Source organism: Pseudomonas sp. E315 (assembly GCF_055406205.1).
The window spans coordinates 131,471-149,066 of the sequence record NZ_JBUZPJ010000004.1; the positions used below are offsets into that span (position 1 = coordinate 131,471).

14 protein-coding genes are annotated in these 17,596 nt (G+C 57.5%); 13 read left to right on the forward strand and 1 reads right to left on the reverse strand.

Annotated features, from left to right (window positions below):
* Positions 1-31 precede the first annotated feature (31 nt).
* The 3 genes from ACZRJQ_RS07815 to ACZRJQ_RS07825 all read left to right on the forward strand — a co-directional run bounded on the left by ACZRJQ_RS07815 (position 32) and on the right by ACZRJQ_RS07825 (position 2,536).
* Complete coding sequence (locus tag ACZRJQ_RS07815; protein WP_463977796.1) at positions 32-1,450, forward strand: MltF family protein; 1,419 nt, start codon at positions 32-34, stop codon at positions 1,448-1,450.
* Between the two features lie 100 nt (positions 1,451-1,550).
* Complete coding sequence (locus tag ACZRJQ_RS07820; protein ID WP_463977797.1) at positions 1,551-1,985, forward strand: DoxX family protein; 435 nt, start codon at positions 1,551-1,553, stop codon at positions 1,983-1,985.
* A gap of 242 nt (positions 1,986-2,227) precedes the next feature.
* Positions 2,228-2,536: a class I SAM-dependent methyltransferase gene (locus tag ACZRJQ_RS07825; protein WP_463977798.1), complete on the forward strand. Its 309-nt coding sequence runs from the start codon at positions 2,228-2,230 to the stop codon at positions 2,534-2,536.
* A 55-nt stretch (positions 2,537-2,591) separates the two neighbouring features.
* Here the strand turns inward: ACZRJQ_RS07825 and ACZRJQ_RS07830 are convergent, their stop codons facing one another.
* On the reverse strand, positions 2,592-3,443 hold the full coding sequence (locus ACZRJQ_RS07830) for a PI-PLC domain-containing protein (protein WP_463977799.1): 852 nt from the start codon (positions 3,441-3,443) through the stop codon (positions 2,592-2,594).
* A 294-nt stretch (positions 3,444-3,737) separates the two neighbouring features.
* On the opposite strand from ACZRJQ_RS07830, the gene ACZRJQ_RS07835 reads away from it, so the two are divergent.
* The 10 genes from ACZRJQ_RS07835 (at position 3,738) to ACZRJQ_RS07880 (ending at position 17,591) form a co-directional block, all read left to right on the forward strand.
* Complete coding sequence (locus tag ACZRJQ_RS07835) at positions 3,738-4,763, forward strand: ornithine cyclodeaminase family protein (protein ID WP_463977800.1); 1,026 nt, start codon at positions 3,738-3,740, stop codon at positions 4,761-4,763.
* Between the two features lie 28 nt (positions 4,764-4,791).
* Positions 4,792-5,811, forward strand: coding sequence for a dihydrodipicolinate synthase family protein (locus ACZRJQ_RS07840; RefSeq protein WP_463977801.1), 1,020 nt, complete (start codon positions 4,792-4,794; stop codon positions 5,809-5,811).
* 10 nt (positions 5,812-5,821) lie between these two features.
* On the forward strand, positions 5,822-7,294 hold the full coding sequence (locus tag ACZRJQ_RS07845; protein ID WP_463977802.1) for an NAD-dependent succinate-semialdehyde dehydrogenase: 1,473 nt from the start codon (positions 5,822-5,824) through the stop codon (positions 7,292-7,294).
* 90 nt (positions 7,295-7,384) lie between these two features.
* Entirely contained in the window at positions 7,385-9,073 is a 1,689-nt protein-coding gene (locus tag ACZRJQ_RS07850) for a DUF1302 domain-containing protein (RefSeq protein WP_463977803.1), read from the forward strand.
* A 35-nt stretch (positions 9,074-9,108) separates the two neighbouring features.
* Positions 9,109-10,470 (forward strand): DUF1329 domain-containing protein, encoded by a 1,362-nt coding sequence (locus ACZRJQ_RS07855; protein WP_463977804.1) that lies wholly within the window; start codon positions 9,109-9,111, stop codon positions 10,468-10,470.
* A gap of 145 nt (positions 10,471-10,615) precedes the next feature.
* On the forward strand, positions 10,616-11,971 hold the full coding sequence (locus ACZRJQ_RS07860) for an MFS transporter (RefSeq protein WP_463977805.1): 1,356 nt from the start codon (positions 10,616-10,618) through the stop codon (positions 11,969-11,971).
* Between the two features lie 141 nt (positions 11,972-12,112).
* Positions 12,113-13,195, forward strand: a complete 1,083-nt coding sequence (locus ACZRJQ_RS07865) for a WD40/YVTN/BNR-like repeat-containing protein (protein ID WP_463977806.1) — start codon at positions 12,113-12,115, stop codon at positions 13,193-13,195.
* 2 nt (positions 13,196-13,197) lie between these two features.
* Entirely contained in the window at positions 13,198-15,630 is a 2,433-nt protein-coding gene (locus ACZRJQ_RS07870) for an efflux RND transporter permease subunit (protein WP_463977993.1), read from the forward strand.
* Between the two features lie 57 nt (positions 15,631-15,687).
* Entirely contained in the window at positions 15,688-17,088 is a 1,401-nt protein-coding gene (locus ACZRJQ_RS07875) for an aromatic ring-hydroxylating oxygenase subunit alpha (RefSeq protein ID WP_463977807.1), read from the forward strand.
* Positions 17,088-17,591 carry an aromatic-ring-hydroxylating dioxygenase subunit beta gene (locus ACZRJQ_RS07880; RefSeq protein WP_463977808.1) on the forward strand — a complete coding sequence of 168 codons (504 nt, stop codon included), beginning with the start codon at positions 17,088-17,090 and terminating at the stop codon, positions 17,589-17,591. The genes ACZRJQ_RS07875 and ACZRJQ_RS07880 overlap by 1 nt, the downstream gene beginning before the upstream one ends.
* The last annotated feature ends 5 nt before the right edge of the window (positions 17,592-17,596 follow it).

Sequence of the window (17,596 nt, forward strand, 5' to 3'; positions counted from 1 at the left end):
CGAGCTGGACTGTATTCTTTGCGGAGACCGGATGACGAAATTTACGCGCTGGATTGCGTTGTGCCTGATGCTATTGCCCGTTGCGGCGACGGCACGATTGGCTGGGCCGTTACAGGCTGGGCAGCCGAGTCAGGTTCGCGATCTGGCGCAAATTCGCAGCAGCCAAGTGTTGCGAGTATTGGTCAATCAAAGCCGTAACAGCTCCGGCGAAGTGCAAGGTCAGGCCATCGGGGTTGAATATCATCGTTTGCGTGCCTTCGAACGTTACCTCAATGGCCATGCGCGCGACGGCCAGCAAATAACCCTCAAAATCATCCCCAAGGCCAAAGATCAATTACTGGGTGCCTTGCTGCGCGGTGAGGGTGACTTGATGGCCCCCGGCGAGTTGCTTGATGTAAAACCCACCCATGCGGTAACCCCCAGCGATCCCATCGTTGATCATGTGCCATTGCTGCTGGTCGGGGTGAAAGGTGAGCGCCGATTCACCCGTTTCGAACAGCTATCAGGCCGCACAGTGGCGCTGACCACAGGCAGTGCGGCGGGTGAGTCGGTTAACTTGATCAATCAAAAATTGGCTCTGCGTAAGTTGCCCCCGGTCAATATCGAGTGGGTCGATCCGAGTCTGGCGGTGGAAGATGTTCTGGAAATGGTTCAAGCCGGGATTTTTCATTTGACCATCGTTGAAAAACCCATCGCTGAACGCTGGGCCACACTGATGCCCAAACTGCGCTTTGATCGCAAGGTATTGGTCAGTGAACCCAAGGCCATGCGTTGGTTTGTGCGTCGTGATGCCGCCATGTTACACGCCAGTATTGATAGATTTTTGACCAGTTATAAGGCGCCTTCAGATCAAGATGTGGCGTTTGAACGGGTTTACCGACGCTTGTATCGCGTGCATTACCCACTGGCCCGAGCAGACCGCCAAAAGCTCGAACGGCTGCGCCCCGTGTTGCAAAAACACGCCCGCCAACAAGGTATGGACTGGCTGAATCTGGCCGCGCTGGCTTTTAAGGAGTCCACGCTCAACCCCAATGCAAAAGGAACGGGCGGGGCGACAGGGCTGTTGCAAATTACGCCTTCTGCGGCACAGCGTGTGGGGGTCAATAACATTCAAAACGTTGATAGCAATGTGCAGGCCGGGGCCAAGTACCTTGCCATGATTCGCCGCAAGTTTTTCGCCAGCCCCAAACTTAACGAGCGCGAGCGCATGGCATTCGTACTGGCTGCCTACAACATGGGACCCGAACGGGTGCAGGCCATGCGGGCCGAGGCCAAGCGACGGGGCTTGAACCCCAATCAATGGTTTTTTCAGGTGGAGCGTATTGCCATGGAGCAGGTGGGAATGAATGCGGTCAGCTATGTTAATAGTGTGAATAAATATTTTTTGGCCTTTGACCGTGAGCGTGACTCTCTGGAGCCCGAAGAACCAAAACTGGCTTCTCGCAAATAATCTAATAAATTGATTGTTTTGTTGCGTTTATTCGACTTTTAACATGATAAAAACTGATTAATATGGCACCCATTCCCGACTTGAGATAAAGGACTACACCATGAGCAAATTGATCCAGACCGTTTTGAGTACCCGCGCAGGTTATGGGCTGACGGTATTGCGTATTTTCGTCGGCATTATCTTTGCGGCCCACGGCTCGCAAAAACTCTTTGGCTGGTTTGGCGGAGGTGGCTTGGCAGGCACAGCCCAATGGATGGAAAGCATTGGCCTGGCACCTGGAACACTGATGGCGTTGTTGGCCGGCGGTACTGAGTTTTTCGGGGGGGTGGCCCTGATTATTGGCCTGTTGGCTCGCCCTGCGGCATTGGGTTTGTCATTTACCTTGTTGGTGGCGATCTTCTCGGTGCACATCAACAACGGCTTGTTTATGGCTAACAACGGCTATGAGTTTGCGTTGGCCTTGTTGGGTGGCACCGTGGCAGTGTTGATCGAAGGCGCAGGCAAAGCATCGTTCGATCGAGAGATTGCCAAGTAAGCTGCTCAATACGCTACAAGGCCCGCCTAGAGCGGGCCTTTTTCATTGCAGGAGATTCTTGACAGTTGTAACCGGGTTTATCTAGGATGTTTTCTTGCGCCGATTTAAACAGCTACTTGCGGGGCGCCAGGTGATCGAAAGACGCCTAAGAGGCTTGAAGCAGGCCTCGAAATACCGCTAAAGCGCTGGTTCGGTGTTGCCTCTCACCTGCCACGCAGAATCTTGAGGCGGAGAACCGATTGATGAGTCACCCACGTCCCCTTGTACGTCTTGCGCCGATCACGGCCAATCTGACTTTTCGCAACCCAAAAATCCTTCTGGGCGGTAAACATCAACCGACCTTGTTGCGTTATCTGGACGGCTGGCCACGTCGCAAAGGCCGGGCGTCAGCGTTTTTGATTCAGTTTGTTGAAGACGGGGATGTGCTGGCGCGCTTTGCCGATGACAGTTTTGACCTGGCAGTGATTCAGTCACCGAGTGCAGCAAACGCTGAACAGGTAATTCGTAACCTGACGCGTGTTGCACGCCAAGGGCTGATTACGTTGCGTTAATTGTTGTGCGCCAACCGCCTAAGCGGGCAGTCGGCGCACAATATTTTTAGTGGAATTAGCTGTTTTTAGCCCGAATTATGTTGGCGTGCTTACAGTTTTTTACCAGTTGGCTGCGGGTTGCCCAGTCAGTATTAATGATGTAAAAGCTTTGAATGTAACTGTCTTGATCAATGGACTCGAACCAGCTATCAATTTTGTCGGTAAAGTCATCCGGCACAAAAAAGGGCCAAACATATTTAGCGCACTGAATAGCCGTTAGATCATGAGGTGACTTGTATTTGTCGGTAATACTGTCCATGTACTCTTTAAGTTCGGCGGTGCTCGGTGTGTTTTCGCCCATCCAATATTGATCTACGCCGTACCAGAATTGAGTAATTCTTTCTCCGTGATTGTAAGCAACTACTATGTTTTTTCCCGGGTGTTTTGTCCATATATCCCCCAGTGTTGAATTGCTTAAGTTCATCGGTATAAGACGATCATCTAGCCGTTTGGCAATAAGTGATTGCAGTTCCTGATGAGCTGCAAGCGTGAAGTCTCTGAATTCATGGAAGTCGAGTACGATGATTTCGCGTTGCGCCCGAGGCGACTGATAAAACTCCTGGAGTGCAGAAATAATATCCTTGCCTATGTTGCGCCCAGAAGACGTTTTATGAAATAGCTGAAACCGCGCTGGATCGCCCGGTTCATAGCCGTCGTAAAAAGCAACTCTTAAGTCCAGTGCCCTTATGCCATGCATTATCTGTGCATGCGGGGATATGTCTTGTGTGATCTCTTGAGGGAGTTGAAAGTTAGGTGCTTCTTTGTCGCTGCCCGCGTCATGGCTTCCGGGGAGGCATAGGTTGCCAATAAGTAAACTTTCTAGCTCTGGCGTGTCGCCCATCCAATAGCTGTACTGTGTGCTGTTCATGGTCTTCACTCCTTGAATGACCGTTGATGTATGTAATTTAGCGTAATCGGTTAATTGTTCTTTGCACGCTGATTACATATGTTGCTACACATTGGAAGTGAGTTGCATTTTCTACAAGGCAGTTATCTATTTTCTGTACGAGCAATGTGTAAGCTTTCACGCCGTAGATATCAGCCTTGGAAGTAGGATGTGTTGCCTGCGTCTTGTTTTTTAGATAGCTGTATTAGTTTGCCTCGCGTAGCTTGGTTCACAGGCTGTTCATAAACTCCGGTTTAACAAGATCCGGAGGTTTTCATGGACGTTGCAGATTCGCTCAACACTGAACAACTTAATGTAACAACACCCTTTATCAGGGATGCGGACATCGCCCGACTGGCAACGTGGCCCAAGGTTATCTCCGCGCTGGCAGATGCTTATGCGCAGCCGATCAAAGAGGCCATGGTGCCGCCGCGGATCATGGCCCGTGGCGAAGGTTTTTGGCTGCGCAGCTTGTGCGCCGTTTCTCCGTCAGGCGAGTACATGGGCTGCAAGCTGATCGCGGCTTCACCCAAAATCCGACGTGCCAGTTACCTCATCTCACTGTTTGACCAGCGCACCATGGAACTGGCTGCGCTGGTGGACGGCAATCGCATCACAGACCTGCGCACCGCCGCCACGGCTGTGGTAGCGGCCAATGCCGTTAATCCCCAAGGCGCATTGCGTGTGGGGGTGATCGGTTCGGGTTCGGTGGCCAAGGGCATGTTGAGCGCCTTGTTGTCGGTACGGGAAGTGTCTTTGGCGCGCGTATTCAGCCCAACCCCGGCAAGCCGAACCAAGTTCGCGGCAGCCTTTCTTGAGTCTGATGGCTTGCTGTTGGAGCCAGTCGACACCCCGCAAGCGGCCATTGACGGGGTAGATGTGGTGATTTGCGCTGCCCGCAGTCGCGACGAGTCTCCGGTGCTGCTGGGTGAATGGTTGCAGCCGGGCATGGTGGTGCTGTCGGTCGGCTCGACACTGCCCGAGCAGCGCGAAGTTGACTCGGCGGCTATCGCCCGTGCCGATTTGATCATCGCCGACATGCCCGAAGAAGTGCTGCACGAAACCGGCGATTGTTTGATCGCAACCCGTGACGGCGTGGATGTCGCGGGCAAGACCGTGAGCTTGGCCGATGTGATGTCGGGCAAGGTCGCGGCTCGCCGTTCGGCTGGCGACATCGTGCTCTACAAGTCGGTTGGCAGTGCGCTGCAAGACGTCGTGACGGCCGAAATGCTGCTGCGCGAAGCCTTGGCCACCCAACGCTTTCAACTCATCCCCGCGGGCGTCGTCACGATTGACCGCTGAAGCATCCCCCCTAAGGAGAACAACAATAATGGCTACCTATAACCGTAAAGACGCCCGCGCCTGGGCCAATGAAATGTTGGTGGGCTGCTCGGGTGTAACTATTCCCAGCTACAGCGCTGACCTTAAACGCCTGAATGAACAAGGCATCCGTCATGACGTGCGCAAGCTCGTGGAACTGGGCTTCACCTACACCTTGTTGTGCACCGAAGTTGCCATCACCCCGGAAGAAAACGCGCAGTTCACCCGCTGGGCACGCGAAGAGGTCGGCGATAAGTTGGGGCTGTTCTTTCACGCCGGTTTCGGCACCCTGGCCGAGAACATTGAGGCCTTGAAACTGGCCGAAAAAGCAGGGGCCGACATTGTGCTGCTGTCGTATCCGTCGAATTTCTGGCCCACCAGCGAGCAGGAAATTTACGACTACACCCGTGCGGTGTGCGACGCCACAGACTTGGCAGTGATGCTGTTTGCAATCCCGTTGTGGGGCTTTGAGCGTGTACACCCACAAGGCATGTCACCGGAGTTGATTCGCCGTCTGCTTGATGATTGCCCGAACATTGTCTCGATCAAGGCCGAACAAGGCTTCCCGCATGTGGCGGGCCTGATCGAAACCTATCACCGCTTTGGTGACGAAGTGATCATCAGTTGCCCGATCGAAAGTGACGTGATCCCGCTGATGAAGTTTATGGACCTGCAGTTCTCCGGCACCAGTTACACCCAGTGGATGGGCGATCACTTTCCCAAGACCTTCAACCTGGCCCGCGAGGGCAAGTGGGAAGAGGCCATGAAGCTCCACTGGCAGGCGCAGCCTGCGCGCGGCGCGGTTGGCGCAGCCACTGGCGCTTACATGCCGGGCTCCAACTACATCAACCGTGCGCACTGGAAGTACATGGATTGGCTGGCCGGCTTCAACGGCGGCCCGCTGCGTGCTCCGGGTGGGCGTATCCCGGATCGCTTGATGAAGGTGCTGCGTCAGGGGTTGGTCGCGTCGCAGCTTGAATGCACCTCGGACGATGACAGTCAGTTCCTGATTGGCCGATTCCCTTGCTGAGGTGCAGGCGATGAGCATTGAAATGTTGAAAGACCCCGGCTTGTGGCGACAGGCTGCCTTTATCAACGGCCAATGGGTCACGCAAACCGCACACGGCACTTACACCGTGTGCAACCCGGCCAACGGCGAGGCGCTGGTTGAGTTGCCGGTGTGCAAGGAGGCCGAGGCCGAATTTGCCATCGAGTCTGCTCACCAGGCCTTCACGCGCTGGAGCGCAGTACCGGCCAAGCAACGTGCCGAAATCCTTTATCGCTGGTATCAACTGGTGGTCGAGCACAAGGAGGATCTGGCCACGTTGATTACTCTGGAAGAAGGCAAACCTTTGACCGAGGCGCGGGGCGAAATTGACTACGCCGCTTCCTTTTTGCAGTGGTTCTCCGAAGAAGCCAAGCGGGTGCGGGGCGATGTGATCCCGGCGCCCAAAGACACTCAACGCATTGTGGCGCTCAAGCAGCCTATTGGTGTGTGTGCGGCCATTACACCGTGGAACTTCCCGGCGGCAATGATCACCCGCAAGGCCGGGCCGGCATTGGCGGCCGGGTGTTCGATGGTGGTCAAACCGGCCAGCCAGACCCCTCTGACCGCCTTGGCTCTGGCGGAATTGGCACATCGCGCAGGTGTTCCGGCTGGGGTGTTCAGCGTTTTGACCGGCAATGCGACCCGGGCCGTGGGCAACGTGCTGACCGGCCACAAGCAGGTGCGCAAAATTACCTTCACCGGCAGCACCGAAGTGGGGCGCGTACTGCTCGCACAGTCCGCCGAAACGGTTAAAAAGTGCTCGATGGAATTGGGCGGCAATGCACCGTTGATCGTGTTCGAAGACGCCGATCTGGACCTCGCCGTAGAGGGGATTCTCAACGCTAAGTTCCGCAACACCGGGCAGTCCTGCATCGCCGCCAACCGCGTACTGATTCAGGACAGCATCTATGACCAGTTGGCCGAACGGCTGGCCCGTCGCGCCGCTGAACTCAACGTCGGCAATGGCCTGGAGCAGGGCGTGCAGATCGGCCCGATGATCGATGCGGCGGCGGTGAACAAGGTCGAAGAGCATTTGCACAACGCCGTTCAAGGCGGCGCCCGCGTGCTCGCGGGCGGCAAGCGCCATGCGTTGGGCGGGGCGTTCTTCGAGCCGACCGTGGTGGCGGATGTGACGCTGGACATGACCATCGCCCGCGATGAGACGTTCGGCCCGGTCATGCCGCTGCTGCGGTTTGCCACGGAGCCTGAAGCCATCGCCATCGCCAATAACACCGATTTCGGCCTGGCGGCCTACCTGTTCAGCCGCGACGCCGCTCGCATCTGGCGCACGGCCGAAGCGCTAGAGGTCGGCATGGTGGGCATCAACACCGGGCTTATTTCCAGCGAGGTGGCGCCCTTTGGAGGCATCAAACAAAGCGGGCTGGGCCGTGAAGGTTCGCACTACGGCATCGACGAGTTCCTTGAAATCAAATACCTGTGCTGGGACGGCGTAGCGCCTATGTAGACACCCGGCAGCCCATGACCCGCGGCATGACGATGCGCGGGTCGTTTTACCGCAGTGGCCCCCACAACAATCATAAAAGCAGGAAGAGCCATGAAAGTTCGTCAGAAAAAATGTGTGCGTTTTCCGTTCGTGCTGGGCAGCGTCCTGTTGGCCGGAGCCGTCTCACCCTCCCAGAGCTGGGCGTCGTACAGCTGGGAGTCAGAAGACGGGGTTAAGGTCGACTGGAACAACTCGCTGCGCTACTCGGCCATGTTCAGGGTCGACAAGCGTGAGGGCAAGTTGTTGTCCAACCCCAATCTGGATGACGGCGATCAGAATTTCAGTCGAGGTCTAGCGTCCAACCGCGCTGAAATTTTCAGCGAGCTGGATATCGTCTACCCCAACGGTTTTGGCGCCCGGGTCAGTGCTGATGGCTGGTACGACAGTGTCTATAACCGCCACAACGATAACCCGGGTTTTGCAGGCGGCGCCTACCCCAATCAGGTGTCGACAGGCCCCGAAACTTTCACTCACTCCACCCGTGACCAGCAAGGCCGTGATATCGAGTTGCGCGATGCCTTCGTCTTCGGCCGCTTGCAACTGGGCGAAACCGAATTGACCGGGCGCTTGGGCCAGCACTCGCTGGTGTGGGGCGAAAGCCTGTTTTTTGCCAATAACGCCGTGGCCGGTGCACAAAGCCCGTTTGACACCACGCGCTTGCTGGATGACCCCACGGCGCAAGCCAAGGAGTTCGTACTGCCCGTGCCGCAGGTGTCGATGCAATGGCAACTGAGCGACTCGTTGTCGGTCGGCGCCTATTACCAATTTCGCTATGTGCACAACCGCATTCCGGCCTCGGGGAGCTACTTTTCGGTGTCCGACATCGTGGGCTCCGGCGCCGAGCGCTTGGTGCTCGACCCAACTACCGGGCTGTCGGCCTTTAAAGAGTCTGACCGCGACGCCAAGGACTCCGGCCAATTCGGCTTGCAATTGCGCTGGCAAGTAGGCGAGTACGATCTGGGTTTTTACGCCCTGCAATTTCATGACAAGGACTTCCAGCAGGTCACTGACTTGGGGCAGCCGTTCGGCCCCAACGGCCCGGTATTGCCCACGGGCTATTACTTGGCTTACCACGAAGACACCCGGCTTTATGGCTTGAGCGTCAGCCGCAGTTTTGGCGACTTCAACTTGGCGATGGAAGCTTCGATTCGTAAAGGTCAGTCGCTGGCAACCACCCACGCGGTTGATACCTCAGCGCTGGGTGGCCCCGTGCCGAACAACAGCAGCCATCCGGCTTATGCCGTAGGCGACACTGCCCACGTCAACCTGTCGACCATCTGGTCGGTGCCGCGCACCCCCTTGTGGAACGAAGCCAATCTGGCGGCGGAAGTGGCGTGGACCCGCTTGCTCAAATGCACGGACAACTGCGATGCCAGCGCCGCGGGTGCTGGCGCGCTAGACCCCAACATCACCCGCGATGCCTGGGCCGTGCGCGCCGTGTTCCAGCCTATGTATCGCCAGGCAATGGTCGGTTGGGACATCAGCCTGCCGATGGGCGTCGGGTTTACGCCCAATGGCTCGCGCAACCCGCTTGGCCCGGCAGCGGTGCCCGCCGAAAACGGCGGCGACATGACCTTGGGGATCACCGGTTTGTACATGAACCAATGGAATCTCAACTTGGCGTACACGCGCTTTTTCGGGTCGGCGGGGACGTTTTTGGATGAAAACAACGCCTACAGCTACAAGCAGTCCCGCGCCGATCGCGACTTTGTCGCCTTCACTGTGCGCCGCAGTTTTTGATCTGTCCGTTTAAAAACAAGAATGAGGAAACAGTCATGAGAAAGATTCTTGCTTTGAGCCAGGGCTTGGCGCTGCTGGCCTGTGCCATTACGTTGTCTGTGCAGGCCGGTGTGACGGCTGATCAGGCCCAGCGTTTAAAAACCGACCTGACCCCGTTAGGCGCTGAAAAGGCCGGGAATGCCGATGGCTCCATTCCGGCCTGGACTGGCGGCCTGACCACTGCAACCCCGGGTGATGTACCAGGAGGGCGGCGTGCCGACCCGTTCAAAAATGACAAACCGCAGTTCACAGTGACCGCCCAGAACATGGCGCAGTACGCCGACAGCCTCACGGACGGGGTGCAGGCGATGCTCAAAAAATACCCGGATTATCGTTTGGATGTTTACCCGACCCGGCGCACGGCCGCGGCGCCGCAATGGGTGTATGACAACACCTTCGTTAACGCAACTCGGGGTGCGCTGGAAAAAGGCGTGCCCAAAGGCGTCTACGGGGGCATTCCTTACCCGATCCCGAACACCGCAGAACAAGTGATGTGGAACCACGTGCTGCGCTGGCGCGGGGCGCGCTTCCAGCACTTCAACAATTGGTATCAGATTTTGGCCGACGGGCGCGCTGTGTTAGTGACCGACGCAGACATCAACGAACAACTGCCGTACTACGACAAAAACAGCAACCTTGAAAAATTCGAGAGCGAGGGCAAACCGTTCTGGCAGGTGGCCATTCGCAATGTGGGGCCGCCGCTCCGGGCAGGCGAAGCCCTGCTGGCCCATGAATATTTAGACCCTGACCAGTTGCAAACCTGGGTGTACCTCAAGGGCCAGCGCCGCGTGCGCAAGTTGCCCAATGGTTGCTGTGATACCCCGACACCGGCCGCCGCCGGGGTCATGACGTTTGACGAAATGTACACCTGGACCGGGCGCATGGACCGCTTCGACTGGAAGCTGCTCGGCAAGAAGGAAATGCTCATCCCCTACAACGCCAACCGCATACTTCAACCGAGCAAGGACGAAGACATCCTCAAGGGCAACTTCCTGAACCCCGATCACGTGCGTTGGGAGAAGCACCGCGTGTGGGTCGTCGAAGCCAACGTGCGTAGCGGCCAGCGGCACCAAGCGGCCAAGAGCCGTTACTACTGCGATGAAGACACCTGGATCTGTGTGCTTGCCGACCGCTGGGACGCCAATGGCCAGCTCTGGCGCACGTTGTGGTCGCAAGTGATCGTGGTGCCAGAGTTGCCGGGCACGGCCATTTCTGCTTTTGGCTACAACGACTTGCAGACGGGCACGGGCTTTGTCGCCCAGCTCAACAACAGCAAGCCTAAACAGTACGTGCTCAAAGAAATCGACAACGACAAGGTGTTCTCCCCGGATGGCCTCTCGGGAAGCAGCGTGCGCTGACGGTGAGCAAAAGCCTCTGATCCTCTTGCCTCTTGAGAGGGCAGGGCAAAGCGCTGTACGCAAAGCCGACACCCTGTGTCGGCTTTGCGTTACAGGCTCGTCTTGAGTGATGACCCGCACCATAACGATAAAAAAGGGACCTTCTATGACTGCCATCAGTGCCGGGCTGAATGCGCCGCTGAAAAGCGTGAGCGCGTTAAAAAACCATCTGGATACTGCCACGATGACCCGCTATCAATGGCGCATCATCGCGGTGTGCGTGCTGCTGTATGTCATTGATGGTTTTGACATTTTGGTCATGGCCTTTACCGCGCATGCCATCTCGCAGAGCTGGGCGCTCAGCGGTTCACAGATCGGTGTGTTAATCAGCTGTGGGTTGGGGGGCGCGGCTGTGGGTTCGTTTTTTGTCGCGCCGTTTGGCGACATCGTTGGGCGGCGTACCGTCATTCTCGTTTCGCTGGCAGTCGCCAGCCTTTGCATGCTGTTAAGTGCTTGGGCCACCAGTGCTGTTGAGTTGGGCTGCTTGCGCTTTCTGACAGGCATTTGTATCGGCGGTGTACTCACCAATTGCAATGTGCTGACGTGCGAATACGCCTCCTTAAAGTGGAAAAGCCTGGCGATTTGTTTGCTGTCCACCGGCTATGCAGTCGGGGCGACGTTTGGCGGGCTGTTGGCGATGGCGTTGCAAAAGCGCTTTGGCTGGGAAGTGGTGTTCTTGATTGGTGGCTTGATGACCCTGTGTTCGTTGGCCATCGCCGTGGTTGCACTGCCGGAATCTTTGTATTTTTTGGTCAATCGAACGCCCCGTGGCTACTTGCGCAACCTGCAGCGTATCGAGCAGGCCATGCAATTGGCACCTGCTGCGTGGGTCGCGAGCGAGCCTTTGGCGGCGCCGACCAAAGTGCGAGCCAGGGATGTGTTCAAAGGCCAAACAGGGGTTGCCACGGTGTTGTTGTGGGTGGCGTTGTTTTGCCTGATGTTCGGGTTTTATTACCTGCTGACTTGGACTCCCAAGGTGTTGGCAGACTCGGGGCTGACCAATGAGCAGGGGATCAGTGCTGGCGTAGTGATTAATTTTGGCGCGATGTTCGGCACTCTTCTGTTCGGGGTTCTGGGGGCCAGGTTTCGGATCAAGTATTTGCAGATTTTCTTTCTGTTGGCCACGGCAGCGTTGGTGGTGGCTTTTGGGTTGTCGCTGGGCAATTTGAACCTTGCGCTGGGGCTTGGGTTGGCGCTCGGTATTTTTGGTGTGGGAGCCACAGCAGGCTTGCATGCTTTGGCGCCCTTGATTTATCACGCCACCCACCGCGCCACGGGGGTAGGGCTGGCCATTGGCATTGGCCGCGTGGGCAGCATGTCGTCACCGATTGTGGCGGGGGTGATGCTGGATCACGGCTACACCCCCACGACCTTGTTCTTTCTGGTCGGCCTCATTTTAGGGGGCTCGGCGTTGGCGGTTATGTTGATGAAACACGTCAGCCCTTCGCCCGAGCATGGGTAATCCGGCAATGCCCTGCATTTAGTAGATAACTGAATTAGACACGGCCACGTAGCTGGCATCCGGCGCCGTCCATACACTCGATTCACAACAGCCGGTCAGTGCGGCTGTCATTAAAAAAACAACAACAAGAGGGCAATGCCCATGAGTCGCAAACCCAATAAGGTGCGCTGTGGTGTGCTTGGCGCGATGCTTTGTGGAGTCTGTTGGTGTGCGCTGGCCTCGGTGCCCGTACCTGAAGTCGGCGACGCTGCCCGGCGCTCTGCCTTGATCTCTAATCAGTTGGGTCAGTCTGTGTTGCTCGGTGCTGGCGTCACGGCCACCGATCGTTTGGTGGCGGTGGGTGAGCGTGGGCTGGTGCTGCTGTCCGACGATGGCGGCACCCAGTGGCATCAAGCCAAAGTCCCTGTGAGTGTGTCGTTGACCGCCGTGAAGTTCGCCGGTCAGCAGGGGGTTGCCGTGGGTCATGGTGGCGTGGTGTTGACCAGCCAGGACAACGGTGAGACCTGGGCGCTGCGTTTGGATGGGCGCCGGGCTGCCGAGCTGGCACTGCAAAGCGCCAAGGCCAGCCACAACGATGCCCAGATCGAAAATGCCCAGCGGCTTGTGGATGAGGGGCCAGATAAGCCCTTTCTGGATGTGGCAATCGACGCACAAGGTCGGGTGTTGATAGTGGGTGCCTACGGGATGATGTTCGCATCGACCGACATGGGGCAAAACTGGAGTGCATGGCTAGACCGACTGGACAACCCGGACGGCTTGCACCTGTATGCCATTCGCCAGCGCGGCCATGAGTTGCTGGTGGCCGGGGAGCGCGGTCTGGTGCTGCATTCGGCCAACGACGGCGCGACGTTTGAACGTCTGATCACACCCTACAAAGGCAGCCTGTTCACGGCTGAGTTATCGGGTGACAACGACATCATCGTCGCAGGCCTCAAGGGCAGTTTGCTGCGCAGTCACGATGATGGGGCTTCTTGGCACAGCCTCAGCGCTCAGGATGCGTCCTCTTTTACCGGCTCCACCTTGGGCGCCAATGGCACGGTCTATTTGGTCAATCAGGGCGGGCAGGTGTTTGGTTTGCCGCCGAGCGGTTTGCAAGCGCTCAATGTTCAGGCCATGCCACCGCTCAACGCGATTGTCTCGCTCGACTCCGACCGTGTCGTGGTGCTCAGTAACACCGGGCTGACCTCGCTGAGCCTTGAACCACGCGCGGGAGGGCTGAAATGAACATGAATATCCCGCTGCCTGAACGCGCACCCAGCGCCGATTTTGATCCCCGCTCAGGCTCAACGGTTGAACGCTTGATCTTCAACCACCGCTGGCTGGTGCTCATCGTGTGTACGCTGCTGACGCTGTTTTTTGCCAGTCAGTTGCGCCATCTGCACCTCTCGGCCAGCTTCGAAAAAATGATCCCGCAAGGGCATCCCTACATTCAGAACTTCACTGCCCATGAAAAGGAATTGGTCGGTCTGGGGAATGCCGTGCGAATCTCACTGGCCAACCCCGGCGGCTCGATTTATGACGCCCAGTACATGGAAGCCCTGCGTGAATTGAGCGATGCGCTGTTCTTGATGCCCGGCGTCAACCGCATGCAGATGAAATCTCTGTGGACGCCGTCTACCCGTTGGGCCGGCGTGACCGAAGAAGGTTTGGAAGGCGGGCCCGTAATCCCTGACGGCTATAACGGTTCTGCCGCCAGCTTGCAGCAGTTGAGCGCCAACATTGCGCGCTCGGGCGAAGTCGGTCGGCTGGTGGCCAATGACATGCGCTCTACGGTGATTTTCTTGCCGTTGCTGTCCAAAGGCGCTGATGGGCAGCCGCTCAATTATGCCGAGCTGGCCGACTCACTTGAGCAGTTGCGCCACACCTATGAAGCGCGCGGTTACGAGCTGCATATCACTGGCTTCGCCAAGCTGGTGGGCGACTTGATCGACGGGGTGCGCAGCATGTTGCTGTTCTTCGTCATCACCTTGGCGCTGAGCAGTGCCGTGCTCTATTGGTTTACTCGCTGCTGGCGCTCTACGGCGGCCGTGGTGGTGGCCTCGCTGATTGCCGTGGTCTGGCAATTGGGAGTATTACCGACGCTGGGTTTTGCGCTGGACCCGTACTCAATTTTGGTGCCCTTTTTGGTGTTCGCCATCGGCATGAGCCACGGCTCGCAAAAAATGAACGGCATTTTGCAGGATGTGGGGCGCGGAGCCAGCCACTTGACGGCGGCACGCCTGACGTTTCGTCGGCTGTTCGGCGCAGGTCTGGCCGCGCTGGTGATCGATGCTGTCGGCTTTGGTGTGTTGTGGGTAATCGACATTCAAGTGATTCGCGAATTGGCGCTGGCCGCGTCCATTGGTGTGGGGATTTTGATTTTCACCAACTTGATCCTGCTGCCCGTGATCCTCAGTTATGTCGGTGTTTCGCCTGCTGCCGCACAGCGTAGTTTGCGCGCTGAGCGCGCCGAACAAAGCGGGCAGGCGCGGCACTTGATGTGGCGCTTGCTTGACCGTTTTACCCAGCGGCGCTGGGCCATCGGGGCGATCAGCGTGAGCGTGCTGCTGGCCGCAGGTGGCTTGCTGATTGCCAGCCATTTGCAGATCGGCGATCTGGACCCCGGTGCGCCGGAGTTGCGTCAGGACAGCCGCTACAACCGCGACATTGCCTTCATGAACAGCCGTTATGGTGCCTCCAGTGATGTGCTGGCCGTGATGGTTAAAACCGCCCCCGGTTTGTGTTCCGCCCAGGCCACCCTTAACAAAGTCGATGCGCTGGAATGGCAGTTGCGCCAAATAGAAGGGGTAGAAAGCACCGACACCCTGGCCCTGTTGAGCCGCCGCATGAGCGCCGCTCTGAACGAGGGCAACCCCAAGTGGTACGACTTTGTGCCCAATCAGGACATGCTCAACACCATCACGGCCAGCGCGCCTCGCGGTTTGTATGACGACAGCTGTTCACTGCTCACCCTTTACGTTTACCTCACCGACCACAAAGCCGCCACGCTGACGCGGGTGGTCAATCACGTTGAGCAGTTCGCTGCGACCAACAACACCGATGACCTTAAGTTTTTGCTGGCCGCCGGGACAGCAGGGATCGAGGCGGCCACCAACATGGTGGTTACCCACGCATGGCGCACGATGAACCTGCTGGTGTACGCGATGGTCGCTTTGCTGGCGCTGATTACCTTCCGTTCATGGCGGGCTGTGATTGTGGCCGTGTTGCCGCTGATGTTGACGTCAGTGCTGGCTGAAGCGCTGATGGTCATGCTGGGCATGGGCGTCAAAGTGGCCACGCTGCCGGTGATTGCGCTGGGGGTGGGAATCGGCGTCGATTACGCGCTGTATATTTTGTCGGTCATGCTGGTGCAGTTGAAGGCCGGGCAACCGTTGTCGATGGCCTATTACCGCTCGCTGATCTTCACCGGCAAGGTGGTCATGTTGACGGGCATCACGCTGTCTATTGGTGTTTCGACCTGGCTGGCCAGCCCGATCAAATTTCAGGCAGACATGGGCGCACTGTTGGCCTTCATGTTCTTGTGGAACATGGCTGGCGCGCTGGTACTGGTGCCTTCATTGTCCGTCTTTTTGCTCAAACCCAAACCTGGAGCGGCCCCTCAACCCCCGTCATCGTCTCGCAATGTGCAAGCGTCTTACTTAGAGCAGGCCGGCCGTTAGCCGCCCCTGTGTAGAGCCTCAAACCAACAAGAATAAGCCGTGAGGAGAGCAACCCCGATGATCAATTACGATCTGATTTACCCAGGCAATCCTGAGCAGTATTTGGACGACCTGTGCGAACGCGTTTCCAAGGGCATGGATGAAGGCCTGCTGCCGGTCGAAGTGTTTCGCGATGACGCGGTGTTCCGTGCCGAAATGGAGCGCATTTTTACCCGCAACTGGATCTTCGTTGCCCACACTTCGGAAGTCCCCAACAAGGGCGACTATGTGCTGCGGCGCATCGGCATCGACAAGGTCATCGTTACCCGCGATGACGATGATCAGATCAACGTGCTGCTCAATCACTGCCGCCATCGGGGCTCAGAGCTGTGCCATCAGGACAAAGGCAATACCAAACACTTTAAATGCCCCTACCACGGCTGGGTGTATCGCAATAACGGCGACTGGGCGGGCGCACCGCACCTTAAAGACGCCTACGGCGGCCCGTTGGACAAAAAGGAATGGGGCCTGTTGCGGGCGGCCAAAGTTGAAGCGATTCACGGGTTTGTGTTCGCTTCGCTGAGCGAAGACGTGCCGCCGTTGCGCGAATACCTGGGCGGGGCGGCCTGGATGTTTGACGCGCTGTTTGGGCTACACCCCGATGGCATGAAGGTACTCAAAGAACCTGAGCGGTTTGTGGTCAAGGCGGACTGGAAAAGCGGCGCTGAAAACTTCAGCGGTGATGCCTACCACGTGAGCACCGCGCATTTGTCGGCGTCGATGTCTGAGTTCATTCCCGGCGTCAATCAGGTCAGCAGCCTGGCCAGCGGTTATGACTTCGGTAACGGCAACAGCTTTATCGGCCACGCCTTGCCTGAGCTGATTGCTCCGATGTTTGACTTGTGGGGTTACCCGCCCGAGTACCGCGATCAGTTTGACCTCAGCCAAATGGATGACGTGCAACTCGACATGTTGAAAAACGTGCCGCCGACCATTGGCACCATTTTCCCCAACTTCAGTTTTTTGCGTTTTCCGCAACCGGACGTGCCGGGTGCGATGCCGATCCCGTTCACCAGTATCCGCATGTGGCAGCCCGTGGCGCCGGGGGTGATGGAACTGTGGAACTACGAGTTGGAATACGCCTTTTTGCCTGAAGAATTTCATGCCCGCGCTTACATGGCTGGTCAGTTTGGCTTCGGCTCCGGCGGCATCTTTGAGCAGGACGACACCGCCGTGTGGGAAGGCATCGCCAAAGTGGCCTCCAGCCCTTGGGGCCGATCCAAGGGCATGCGCTTGCATTACCAACAAAAGCGCGGCGGCCCAGACCCCGACTGGAAAGGCCCGGGCGAATTTCATCCCTCAATCTATGGCGAGTACAGCCAGGAGCGCTTCTGGCGTCGCTGGGTCAAAGAGATGACCGAAGGCAAGGGCGCGACGAAAGCTGGCGAGCAGTGCGACGATCAAGGGGGATGCGAGTGATGAAAAATCTGCACGAAATGCGCGCCCAGGCAGAAGACTTTTTAGCCCGCGAAGCTCTGATTCTGGATGAGCGCCGCTTCCGCGACTGGTTTGCCTTGCTGGATGACGAGATCGACTACGACGTGCCCATCCGCATTGCCATGCGTCACTACGCGGACGAGTTTCCGCAGGGTGCGTTTCGGATCAAAGATTGCAAGGCGCACATACAAACCCGCATCGCCCGCCTTGAAAGCGATCACGCATGGGCCGAAGTGCCGCCCTCGCGCACGTTGCGGGTGGTGGGCAGTGTCATCGTTGAGGCCACCGAACAGGTGGATGTGATCTCGGTGGTCAGTGCCATGATTCTCTATCGCCAACGGGGCCACGACGAACTGGGGGATGTGATTCCGGTACGTCGTCACGACCTGCTGCGCGTCACCGATGACGGCTTCAAACTGCTCAAACGCAGGGCGTTGATTACCCACGCCGTGCTGCAAACGCCCAACCTTGGCGTGTTTCTCTAACCACA